The sequence below is a fragment of the Paenibacillus sp. JNUCC 34 genome, from assembly GCF_058269055.1.
Genome location: NZ_CM177770.1, coordinates 5,902,501 through 5,914,846 on the forward strand (window position 1 = coordinate 5,902,501; position 12,346 = coordinate 5,914,846).

General features: G+C 47.2%; 11 protein-coding genes and 1 other RNA gene (1 of these 12 cut by a window edge). All 12 read right to left on the reverse strand.

The window, feature by feature from the left end:
- A protein-coding gene (gene recR, locus AC2TF5_RS27245) for a recombination mediator RecR (RefSeq protein WP_208916604.1) crosses the window boundary here: on the reverse strand, window positions 1-335 show its 5' portion. 262 nt of this gene lie to the left of the window's left edge; 335 of the gene's 597 nt are visible here — the first part of the coding sequence; it begins with the start codon at window positions 333-335; the stop codon falls past the left edge of the window.
- A 27-nt stretch (window positions 336-362) separates the two neighbouring features.
- On the reverse strand, window positions 363-674 hold the full coding sequence (locus AC2TF5_RS27250) for a YbaB/EbfC family nucleoid-associated protein (protein ID WP_241931448.1): 312 nt from the start codon (window positions 672-674) through the stop codon (window positions 363-365).
- Window positions 675-713: 39 nt separating this feature from the next.
- Window positions 714-2,441 carry a DNA polymerase III subunit gamma/tau gene (gene dnaX, locus AC2TF5_RS27255; RefSeq protein ID WP_491300176.1) on the reverse strand — a complete coding sequence of 576 codons (1,728 nt, stop codon included), beginning with the start codon at window positions 2,439-2,441 and terminating at the stop codon, window positions 714-716.
- Between the two features lie 280 nt (window positions 2,442-2,721).
- Window positions 2,722-2,988, reverse strand: an RNA gene (gene ffs / locus AC2TF5_RS27260) — signal recognition particle sRNA large type.
- Between the two features lie 107 nt (window positions 2,989-3,095).
- Entirely contained in the window at window positions 3,096-3,293 is a 198-nt protein-coding gene (gene rpmE / locus AC2TF5_RS27265) for a 50S ribosomal protein L31 (RefSeq protein WP_491300177.1), read from the reverse strand.
- Window positions 3,294-3,491: 198 nt separating this feature from the next.
- Window positions 3,492-4,769, reverse strand: coding sequence for a radical SAM family protein (locus AC2TF5_RS27270; protein ID WP_491300178.1), 1,278 nt, complete (start codon window positions 4,767-4,769; stop codon window positions 3,492-3,494).
- Between the two features lie 40 nt (window positions 4,770-4,809).
- Window positions 4,810-6,132 carry a transcription termination factor Rho gene (gene rho, locus AC2TF5_RS27275; protein ID WP_491300179.1) on the reverse strand — a complete coding sequence of 441 codons (1,323 nt, stop codon included), beginning with the start codon at window positions 6,130-6,132 and terminating at the stop codon, window positions 4,810-4,812.
- Window positions 6,133-6,323: 191 nt separating this feature from the next.
- Complete coding sequence (gene murA, locus AC2TF5_RS27280; protein ID WP_491300180.1) at window positions 6,324-7,580, reverse strand: UDP-N-acetylglucosamine 1-carboxyvinyltransferase; 1,257 nt, start codon at window positions 7,578-7,580, stop codon at window positions 6,324-6,326.
- A 286-nt stretch (window positions 7,581-7,866) separates the two neighbouring features.
- Window positions 7,867-8,721 carry a class II fructose-1,6-bisphosphate aldolase gene (fba, locus tag AC2TF5_RS27285; protein WP_491300181.1) on the reverse strand — a complete coding sequence of 285 codons (855 nt, stop codon included), beginning with the start codon at window positions 8,719-8,721 and terminating at the stop codon, window positions 7,867-7,869.
- Between the two features lie 167 nt (window positions 8,722-8,888).
- Complete coding sequence (locus AC2TF5_RS27290; protein ID WP_491300182.1) at window positions 8,889-9,272, reverse strand: response regulator; 384 nt, start codon at window positions 9,270-9,272, stop codon at window positions 8,889-8,891.
- 249 nt (window positions 9,273-9,521) lie between these two features.
- Entirely contained in the window at window positions 9,522-11,123 is a 1,602-nt protein-coding gene (gene pyrG, locus AC2TF5_RS27295; protein ID WP_491300183.1) for a CTP synthase, read from the reverse strand.
- 463 nt (window positions 11,124-11,586) lie between these two features.
- The gene (rpoE, locus tag AC2TF5_RS27300) at window positions 11,587-12,147 is read right to left on the reverse strand and encodes a DNA-directed RNA polymerase subunit delta (protein WP_491300184.1); all 561 of its coding nucleotides are present in this window, start codon (window positions 12,145-12,147) and stop codon (window positions 11,587-11,589) included.
- Window positions 12,148-12,346: the final 199 nt, after the last annotated feature.

Sequence of the window (12,346 nt, forward strand, 5' to 3'; positions counted from 1 at the left end):
GAGATTGCTCCATGAAGCACATGATAGTACCCGTCAAACTCCTTAGTTCGCTCCATCGCCACCAGATCCTTGGCATCCTGTACCACACAGATGACGGATGGATCCCGGGTCTTATCCTGACAGACACGGCAGGGATCGGTATCGGTGATATTGCAGCAGACCGAGCAGTAATGAAGATTGCGTTTCACACTGACCAGAGCTTTGGCAAAATCAATGACGTCGTCTTCTTTCATATTAAGGACGTGAAAAGCCAGGCGGGCAGCCGTTTTCGGCCCCACACCCGGCAACCTGGTAAATGCATCGATCAGCTTCGCGATCGGTTCGGGATAGTACAAATGTAAACTACTCCTTCTGCCTATAGATTAGAACAAGCCCGGAATTTTCATACCGCCCGTAAATTTACCCATATCGGTGTTAGCAAGTTCCTCAGCTTTAGTGAGCGCGTCATTTACTGCTGTCATAACGAGATCCTGTAGCATTTCAACGTCGTCTGGATCTACTGCTTCGGGCTTGATGTTAATAGATGTAACTTGCTTGTGACCGCTGACTTGTACGGTAACTACACCGCCGCCAGAAGACCCTTCTACCGATTTCGTAGCGAGTTCTTCCTGCGCCTTCAGCATTTGCTCCTGCATTTTTTTTACCTGCTTCATCATTTGGTTCATATTATTCATGGGTTCATCTCTCCTTTGTGGAATGCACGAAAAAGCGTGCTAATCTTTTATGACAACGAGGTCTTCACCAAATAGCTGGATCGCCTCATCAATCCATGGCTTCTCTCCGCCGGCTTCGGCTTCTTCATGCTCCAGCTTTAATTCCTCGGCTGGAGGCTTACCAGCGCCTTCAACGGCATCGCTCCAATCGCGCAACATCATAGTCACCAGACGATACGGATTACCGAACTGAGACTCCAGCACTCCCTCAATCACCTGTTTGTTAGCAGGCTTCTCGGTTGTTTCGCGGTGGATGTTATTCTTGAAGGCGACCAGAACGTTATCTTCCCATACGGATACAGGCTCTCCATCCACAAACCAGGCATGAACGGTGACCTTCTCCTCCTTCACGCTCTGTAGGATCTGACCCCACTGCCGCTGCACATTCAAAAATGGCTCACTGGTTTTTGCCGCTACATACTGATCCATATGCTGCGGCTTCTTAGCTGTCGATGCCATTTTCGGAGCAGGGGTCCGTGTTGGTTTGGAAGCATCACGGCCTTCGGCTGCCGGAACGCCTTTCTGCAAAATACGCTCAAGCTTTTTCTCAAGAGAAACTACCTGCTGCTTCAATCGGTTTAGTTCATCGGCATCAGCCGATCTTCCCGCAGAAGCACCTTGTTCAACCGCATCATCGCCGCCTTGCGGTATTCCGCATAACTTAAGCAGCGCCACTTCAAACAACGTCTGTGGCTGTGATGCGTATTTCATCTCGCTTTGGTAGCGGTTGAGCGTATCAATCATCCGGAAAAGCTCTTCCTTGGAGAAAGCCTCTGCCATCTCCTTGAAATCAGCCGGATTCAGTACACGATCCGTCAGCTTATCTGCTCCTGGGACCATTTTGATCATGAGCAGATCACGGAAGTAATACAGCAAGTTTTCCATGCATTTGTCGGCACTTTTGCCTTCCTGCATAAACTGTTCTACCATTTGCAGCACAAGTCCTGCATCTCCCTGTTTTATGGCAGCGGCCAGACGGCCAAACTGCTCCGAGGGGATGCCTCCTGTCATGTCCATAACCTGCTGATAGGACACCTTGCCTCCGGTAAAGGATGCAATTTGGTCTAAAATGCTAAGTGCATCACGCATTCCACCGTCTGACAATCTTGAAATATACTGCAGGGCAGCCGGCTCAGCAGTAATGCCCTCTTCCAAGCATATGCGCTCCAAGCGCTCACTCTGCTCTTCCAGAGAAACCCTCCGGAAATCGAAGCGCTGACACCGTGATATGATGGTGGCCGGCAATTTATGCGGCTCGGTAGTAGCCAATATAAACATCACATGCGCCGGGGGTTCTTCCAGCGTCTTCAGCAATGCATTAAACGCCTCCGTGGTAAGCATGTGTACTTCATCAATAATGTAAACCTTGCGCCGTACCTCGGTAGGTGCGTACTTCACTTTTTCCCGCAAATCGCGGATTTCCTCAACGCCGCGGTTTGATGCCGCGTCAATTTCCTGAACGTCCATTACAGCCCCAGACGTTATCCGCTTGCATACTTCACATTCGTTGCAGGGTTCCTCTGCCGGTCCATTCTCACAGTTCACGGCTTTAGCCAAAATTTTAGCAGCACTGGTCTTACCTGTACCCCGCGGACCGCTGAACAGGTAGGCATGGGAGACCCGCTGCTCGCGGATAGCGTTCTGCAGGGTTTGGATAATATGCCGCTGGCCTACCATGTCGCGGAACGACTGGGGCCTCCAGGCACGATATAACGCAATATGTTCCACTCTGCTTTACCCTCTTTCAACTTCCACTTCCGCGGCTTAATGCCGCTTTTTTAGAATACAAGAAAGCATAAACTCCCTTATATCACAAGAATAAACTTACGCATAACCCAATCTGGCCAGGCCATATACGTCGATAAAGTTTTTCTTATTATACTACATTCTATACTAATTTCCCTAGCCCAGCAAAACGTTTACCAAGGAAAAAATCAAGGACATTATTCATGAAAAAAGCACCCCTGTCCAAAATGACAGAGATGCTTGTGTACTCGGTATGAATGTACCGTGCACCTGTTATTGATAATTGCGATCCGAGCGGCAATCCTGAGCAACAACTCGGGTTAGGCACTCCTCCGGCACAAAAGCGGACCTGCTTATGGCTGCTTCCTTCCGGACCTGACCAGGTTCACAGGTGCTCATTGCGGAGGACCCAGCCGTCAACATCGAGCGCAGGGACCAGCCTCACATCGACAATACCTCTAACAGGAATTCAACCTCGCTACAGCGGATTGCGAGTTACAGGGCACCGCTACCTCCCCGTCTAGCACGGCGAAATTAAGTATATCGCATGCATGTCCAAATTGCAACCTGAGGGAAGAACTTGGCGAGCGTTCCATTAAATCGAAAACCCTCCGCACAAGGCGAAGGGTCTGATTATTAGATACCGTATTTCTTTTTAAATCTATCGACACGGCCACCAACATCCAAGAACTTCTGCTTACCAGTGAAGAACGGATGGCAGTTGGAGCAGATTTCCACGCGAAGGTCCGGCTTTACGGAACCTGTTTCAAACGTGTTACCGCACGCGCAAGTTACCGTGGTAACATGATATTTCGGTTGAATATCTTGTTTCATTAGACTTTCACCTCTTTCCGCCCTGAGCCTCATGCGGACTCAGAGTTAAATGGACACATAAAAAAAGTATATCACGGGGACATTATTTGTGCAATAGCCCATATAAAACGACGCCAGAAGCATGGTAAGCCCCCACTTTATCAGCTGGATTGTAATATGATGATTCTCAAATAGATTGGTCATTCTTATCGCCATTTTCTAGATAACGGTCGGCTTCTTCTTCGGACGCCTCATTCCAGGAGGTGGTACATGCGTGTACGAGCCAATAACCACATCAGGCAGCTCTTCCTGCATAATCTCAATCGTTTGCTTCATCCCAAGGATTTCTCCTTGCGCAGGCGGAATTAGCCCAAGATAACTCTCCGGATCTATATTCAAGTTCCGAAGCTGAATCAGACGAAGACCTGTGCGGCGGACAAACTCGATCATGGCCTCAACCTCTTCCTCACGGTCTGTGACACCTGGGAAGATAAGATAGTTGATGGACGTATATACCCCCTGATCAGTCGCATACCGCAGTGATTTTTCCACATTAGCCAGGTTGTAGCCACGGGGCTTATAGTAGGCATTGTAGTGATCATCCAGTGCACTGATCGTGCTGACACGCATCAAATCAAGGCCAGCATCCACGATGCCGCGGATAAAATCGGTCAACCCGGCGTTAGTATTGATGTTGATGTAACCCATATCTGTGATGGACCGTACTTCGCGCATCGCTTCAATGATGATCTTCGCTTGTGTGGAAGGCTCACCTTCACAACCCTGCCCGAAGCTGATAATGGACTCCGGTGTCTTCAAGTGCTCCAGCATAATTTGAACCAGTTCATCCGTACGGGGGCGGAAGTTCATCCGGGTCTGAGGTGATACAAAGCCACTGTCATCCGGCTGCTCTGAAATACATCCGAAACATCCTGCATTACAGGAATAGGATACCGGTACAGCACCCTCCCAGCGGTTCAGAAATGTGTTGGATGCCGTCAAACATTCATAACCGAGCGCACAATTAGACAGATGTTCATAGAGACGGTTCTCCGGGTATTTTTCGGTCAATTTCTTAACGCCCAGCTCCAGCTCTCCCAAATCACAGTTAACGGGATTCCACTTCTCAGGATCATCTGTTAAACGGGCAGCTGTATAGAAGGCTCCGTCCTTCCACACGACAGCAGAATAACCGAACAGCGGAAGCTTATATTCTTTATCCGTCTTTACGTATCCAGGAAGACACAGACGTGTATAACCTTGAGGCAAAAGAGCACCGACGGCTGTTTCGTTCCCAGGTAGCGCGGACATTTCCCCCGTTTCCGGATCCATTCCGATAGCACGAGTGTTCGGCAGACCTACCAGGGTTGCGCCTTCCGGCAGCGGAATCAATTCATCTTCCAGTATCTCAACAATCATATCCCCACTGCGGGCAAGCCCGAACAGTTCGGAATGATCATAGACATTTCCTTGCTCATCTGCATAAACCAAATACATGTCGTTCTCCTATTCTAAGGTTGATTCTCAAGCCTTGCTTTTAGCCTTGTGTAACTGAGGCCGTCGAAGGACGCGTTGTGCGTCTTGCCGGTTGACTTGGTGCTGCAGAACCGTTGCCCCCGTTCACATCGAATGAAGCGAGGAACTCGGCGTTGGTCTTGCTATCCCGCATTTTCTTGAGGAAACCTTCCACAAAATCAGCGGAGTCGTTCATATTTTTACGGATAGCCCAAATAGTATCCAATTCTTCCTTACTTAGAAGCACTTCTTCACGTCGTGTGCCAGAGCGCCGAATGTCGATCGCAGGGAAAATACGACGTTCCGCAAATCTGCGGTCCAGGTGCAGCTCCATATTACCGGTTCCTTTGAACTCTTCATAGATGATATCGTCCATTCTTGAACCTGTGTCAACTAGAGCCGTCGCCAAAATCGTCAGACTACCGCCTTCCTCCACGTTACGCGCCGAACCAAAGAACCGCTTCGGCCGATGAAATGCTGCCGGATCAATACCGCCGCTGAGTGTTCTGCCAGAGGGTGGAATGACAAGGTTATATGCCCGTGCCAACCGTGTAATGCTATCCAGCAAAATGACAACATCCTTCTTATGTTCAACCAGCCGCAATGCGCGCTCCAGAACGAGTTCCGCAACCTTAATATGGTTCTCTGGTAGCTCGTCGAATGTCGATGCAACCACTTCACCCTTTACAGAGCGCTGCATGTCGGTTACTTCTTCAGGACGTTCGTCAATGAGCAGTACAAACAGTTCGATTTCGGGATGATTGGTTGAAATACTGTTGGCAATTTCTTTTAAGAGGAGCGTCTTTCCCGCTTTTGGCGGAGCTACGATCAAACCGCGTTGTCCTAAGCCTACAGGAGCAAGTAAGTCCATAATTCGAGTGGACAACTGATTAGGGGATGTTTCTAACACTAGCTTATCTTGCGGATAAAGAGGAGTCAGGGCCGGGAAATGCAAGCGTTCCGCTGCAATTGCAGGATTCTCACCATTAACCGCATTTACCTGCAACAGACCAAAGTACCGTTCGTTCTCTTTAGGAGTTCTGCACTTACCGGAGACCAAGTCTCCTGTTCTCAAATCAAACTTGCGTATCTGGGATGCAGAAATGTAGATATCCTCCGTGCTCGGAAGATAGTTGATCGGTCTCAAGAAACCGTATCCCTCTGGTAAAACTTCGAGGACACCTTCCATAAACATCAGGCCGCTTTGTTCCGCCTGTGCCCGGAGAATAGCGAATATTAGTTCTTTCTTCTTTAGCTGACCATAATACGGTATCTGGTATTTTTTGGCCAGTTTATACAGATCCGTCAGCTTCATGCCTTCCAAATCAGAAATTTGTAAATCCATTCAATAACCACCTATTCAATTTTTAATTCTGGGTAAGGCTTTCCAGCCGCTTCAAGTCTATAAGTCTATGATTGCATCACTAGGATAGGATTACCCAATTCAGAGGGAGATATGCAGACCAAGTAACCTTTTTTGTGAATTCTTAAAAAGGGCTTCCTCTGTTACTCCCTAAGAGGGTTATGTTATCCTAATTAATCTTCTGTCTCCCGCCATACATCAGCGCCAAGCAGACGAAGATTGGTGACCAGATGGTCATAACCTCGGTCAATAAACTCCACGCCACTGACTTCTGTAACACCTTCCGGAACAGTCAATCCCGCAATGACAAGTGCCGCGCCTGCACGAAGATCGGTTGCCTTTACTTTGGCAGCATTCAGCTTCCCGCCATCGATAATAGCAGAGCGTCCTTCAACACGAATTTTCGCTCCCATACGCACCAATTCCGGTACATGCTTGAACCGATTACTGTATACAAAATCGCTAAGCACACTGACACCCTCCGCCTGCGTCAGCAAGCTGGTCATCGGAGACTGAAGATCCGTTGCAAATCCGGGATATACGAGTGCCTTCACATCAACATGCTCATAGCGTTCCTTGCCAATGACCCGGATGCTTTCATCCAGCTCTTCAATACCGACGCCCATCTCCAACAGCTTGGCTGTGAGAGCCTCCAAATGTTTAGGAATGACATTATCAATCACAACATCACCGCGAGTAGCTGCTGCGGCAATCATATAAGTTCCGGCTTGAATCCGGTCGGGAATAATGGAATGACGGCAGCCATGCATATGGGTGACGCCTTCGATCCGGATCGTTTCCGTACCGGCGCCCTTAATGACAGCTCCCATAGAATTTAACAAAGTAGCAACATCTATGATTTCAGGCTCTTTCGCCGCATTTTCGATAATTGTGGAGCCTTTGGCTTTCGCAGCCGCCAGCATAATGTTAATCGTCGCCCCGACACTACTTACGTCCAGGTAAATTTTTGCGCCCCGCAGCTCTTTCGCGTGCAGATGAATAGCGCCATGCTCATTAGTCACGGTCGCTCCAAGCGCTTCAAATCCTTTGATATGCTGGTCGATAGGACGAGGTTCAAAGTTACAGCCGCCCGGCAGACCGATAACGGCTTCTTTAAATCTTCCAAGCATTGCGCCCATCATATAATACGAAGCGCGAAGCTTCTTAACAGGCCCGTTTGGCATCGGAATGGATTTGATTCTAGAAGGATCGATTTTCATCTGATTACCTTCCCATGAAACTTGTCCACCCAACTCTTCCAATATTTCAGAATACACAGCTACATCACTCAAAAGTGGCAAGTTGTCCAACACAACTTCTGTTTCCGCCAGAATCGCTGCAGGTATTAATGCAATCGCACTGTTTTTGGCACCACTGATTGTCACCGTACCTTGCAGTGGACGTCCACCGCTGATCATCAATTTTTCCATAAGCTTAAGGGTCCCCCTACATTACTTCGCAGCCGATAGTGGTCATGATTGGCAGTATTTTGGGTTAATAACAAGCGACACACACAGTTTCACCGTCATAGGATGACTTTCGTTTTTGAGAGAAGAATAAAAAACAGCAGAATTATGGCTACCCACAATTAAAATGGAAAAACACCGGCTTAGCGGTGTGCTTTCCATTCTAAACTATGGAAGTGGACAGCCCACAGAGGGCTGTCCTCATTTATATTATTTTTGCAGTGCCAAAAAGGCGCATCGCAAAAATCAATTATGCTTTGTTGTTGGATCCAAACTCGCGGATTTTACCAATAACCGTTTGTTTGATTGCTTCACGGCCTGGTTTGAGGAATGTACGCGGATCGTAAGCTTCTGGCTTCGCAGCAAGCACTTCACGAACAGCTTTCGAGAATTCAATTTGGTTCTCAGTGTTCACGTTGATCTTAGAAGTACCAAGGGAGATAGCTTTCTTGATATCATGAGTCGGGATACCTGTTCCGCCATGAAGAACGAGCGGCAGGCTGAGTGCATTACGGATTTCTTCCATTTCTTTAAAGCCAAGGTTAGGCTCGCCTTTGTATGGTCCATGTACAGAACCCAATGCAGGTGCCAGAGTGTCGATACCCGTCTCGTTCACGATACGTACGCAGTCGTCCAACTTCGCATACATAACATCACCGATAACGTCATCTTCCTGACCGCCAACCATTCCAACTTCTGCTTCAACGGAAACACCTTTAGCATGTGCATACTCAACCACTTGCTTCGTTGTTGCAATGTTGGTGTCGATTGGGCTGTGGGAGTCATCGATCATAACAGAAGTAAATCCTGCGTCGATAGCTTCCTTACATTTCTCAACACTTGAACCATGGTCCAAATGGATAGCTACAGGTACAGTAATTTTCAAGTCTTCGATGAGGCCTTGTACCATTTTTACAACCGTATTAAAACCGCCCATGTAACGCGCTGCACCTTCAGATACACCAAGAATTACCGGCGACTTCTCTTCTTCTGCCGCTTCAAGAATCGCATGTGTCCACTCGAGGTTATTGATGTTGTATTGACCAACTGCATACTTTCCTTCGAGAGCTTTGTTAAGCATGTCTTTCATTGATACTAATGGCATGATCCATCCTCCTATAGTCGATATGTCTAGTATATATAGCCGACGTTCTTATACGTTAGTATTATACCACATCGCGTAATAAATACTAAACAAGCAAATAGCAAAAAGCTGTGCACCCTCTCACAAAAGGCAAAAAAAGAATTCTGCCATAACGCAGAATTCAATGCTTAACTGCATGTGTTCGTTTTATTTTTGAGCTGCATGTTGACAGCCAGACGCATTTCATCAATATCGAAAGGTTTGGTGAAATGCATCAGAGCCCCGAGGTCTGTCGCTTCCTTAATCATATCTAGCTCACCGTACGCGGTCATCATAATCACTTTTATATCCGGATTCATCTGTTTGATATGCTTCAAAATTTCAAGTCCGTCCATTCCAGGAATTTTCATATCGAGAAGTACTAAATCAGGTTCATGCTTCCTCACAATGTCGAGCGCTATCTTGCCGTTGGCGGCCTGGTAAGTCTCATAACCTTCGCTACTAAAAACCTCCATCAGCAAAATACGAATCCCGTTCTGATCGTCCACAATCAATACTTTATTTTTGTCCATGCAACTACCTCCCCATCAATGATCAGCGTTATATATATCAAACGAAATAAAAGTTCCTAACTTTCCCTTAACTAACCATTATTTGTATTCGCCTGATGATAGCGAATTCCTTCCTTACATCTGAAAAGTACTTAAAAAAACAATGTTTTTCTTTATGCTTATCGCAAAGAACTTGAAATTGCATTTTATGGACAGTTCATTTCTTTGGCAATACAAAAAATCCTCCCTACATGAGGGAGGATTTGCGTATTAAGACTGATACTGAATCGAAGCTTTTACAAACTCACGGAACAGCGGCTGTGGACGGTTCGGACGGGACGTGAATTCCGGATGGAATTGAACTGCAAGGAACCAAGGATGTCCTGGAAGCTCCACAATTTCCACCAATCTTCCGTCAGGAGACGTACCGGAAATGCGCAGGCCCGCTTTTTCAATATCTTCACGGTATTGGTTGTTGAACTCATACCGGTGACGGTGTCTTTCATAAACCAGTTCATCATCGTAGCAAGACATAGCCAGGGAATCCGGTGCCAGCTTGCAAGGATACAAGCCAAGACGCATGGTGCCGCCCAAATCCTCCACGTCCTTTTGCTCCGGCAGAAGGTCGATGACTGGATATTCTGTTGCCGGGTTGATCTCGGAGCTATTAGCACCTTCCAGACCAACGACAGAGCGTGCATACTCGATAACGGATACCTGCATGCCAAGACAAATACCGAAGAAAGGAATGTTCCGCTCACGAGCGTAACGGATTGCTGTGATTTTTCCTTCAATACCACGGTCGCCGAAGCCGCCTGGTACGAGGATACCACCGATTCCGCCGAGCACCTGGTCTACATTGCTCTCGGTAATTTCTTCCGCGTTAACCCAGCGGACCTTCACTTCAGCATTAGCATCGAATCCGGCATGTGACAAAGACTCAACCACACTAAGGTAAGCATCGTGAAGGGCAACGTATTTACCTACAATTGCAATTTCAACGCTCTTCTCCAGCTTGGATACGCGGTTCACGAGCGCTTCCCACTCGGTCATATCCGGCTCCGGTGTGTTCAGCTTCAAGTGATTTACTACGATCTCGTCAAGACCTTCCTCACGCAAATTCAGAGGGACTTCGTACAGTGTGGATGCATCTCGGCATTCTACAACCGCATTCGCGTCAATGTCGCAGAACAGAGCGATTTTGGCTTTCATCTCAGTAGAAAGCTCATGCTCGGTCCGGCATACGATAACGTTTGGCTGAATACCGATGCTGCGAAGTTCTTTTACGCTGTGTTGGGTTGGCTTCGTCTTCACTTCGCCGGCTGCTTTGATGTACGGGATGAGCGTTACGTGAATGTACATCACGTTATCGCGGCCCACTTCGCTCTTAATTTGGCGGATCGCCTCAAGGAACGGAAGGCTTTCGATGTCGCCTACAGTACCTCCGATTTCCGTAATTACGACGTCAGAGCCTGCCTCGCGTCCAGCGCGGAACACACGCTCCTTGATTTCATTCGTAATGTGCGGGATAACTTGAACGGTGCCGCCCAAATACTCTCCACGGCGCTCCTTGCTAATAACGGAGGAATATATTTTACCGGTCGTGACGTTGCTGTTCTTCGACAGATTGATATCAATAAAACGCTCATAGTGCCCAAGGTCCAAGTCCGTCTCCGCGCCGTCATCCGTTACGAACACTTCGCCGTGCTGATAAGGGCTCATCGTACCCGGATCTATATTAATGTAAGGATCAAATTTCTGGATCGTTACCTTTAGCCCTCTGTTCTTCAGCAGTCTGCCGAGCGAAGCCGCGGTAATCCCTTTACCCAAGGAAGACACAACCCCGCCTGTTACGAAAATATACTTTGTCACAGTAAAAACCCTCCTAAATAAATTCGAAAAAATCAGGCGACATATGATGTTTATGGTAACCTTTTTACTTCTGATTCATCATCAAACAGCAATAAAAATGAACGGTGCCCGCTTCTATAGTAAAAAAGCGAGCCGACCGATTAACATATGACAGCTTTCCGGTGAATCAAGCCGGCCTGTCAGCTAACAGCAAATAACCCTATATCACGTGCCGTTAACCCACGGGGCTACTTGAAATCCACAAATGGTGCTGCGTACACTATTACAACAATTCCCTAATACAAACAAAAAAAGTGACCCCGAAAAGTAACGGGGCACTTTTATAAATTAATCATATTTAAACACTTAAATCATAAGCCCAAGCAATAGTTTACTCTGTGCCTTGTCTCCTTGTCAAGAGAAGAACCAGCCCCAAATCGCTCCAATATGGAGGCAAAAAACTAAAGCATGAGAAACCATTTATTTATCGGTCCAAATCGTCGTCGTTCTCAGCGGCATCCGAGCCGTCTTCTTCCTCGTCCTCAGAATCCTCATCGTCCATATCATCGTCGTCAAGGACTACTTCTTCGTCTACTTCTTCATCGGCATCGTCATCATCGGAATAGATATCATCGTCTGATTCTTCATCGACGTTGTCGTAATCTTCTTCCGCATCATCCACGCTATATGTTTCTTCTTCGTCTGCGAAATCATCATCATCGTCGTCCTCATCATTAATGATGCGCGGACGCTTCGCATTCGCCACGGGATCGTCGGAGCGCTCAAGAGGGTACCAACGCTTCAAGCCCCACAAGTTGGTGCCAACGCAGGCAAAACGCCCATCGATATTGATCTCGGTATATAACTGAGCAATCGTTTCGTTAATTTCTTGTTCCGTAAAACCGCGAAGCTTGGCCACCTCGCTCATCAGGTCACGGTAGTAATACGGCGTATTAGCCGCTTTGAGTACCATAAAAGCCAGGTCCACCATCGGGATTTCCTGAATCTTTTCTGGATCGATTTTTAAATTGAGCGGATTACTCACTAACGTACACTTCCTCTCACGCAATCTTCACCTTGCATACCATCATTATCTCAACATATCCATTATCAAAACTAAGTAAAACCTATTTAGACTCAAAAATCAAGTTTTTATCACTTCACTGCCCACGCAAGTAGAAACGATTTCGTCATCCTATTCTAAGGGCGACGGAGTTTCTACGAGAAAAATAAGCCAAGTATAA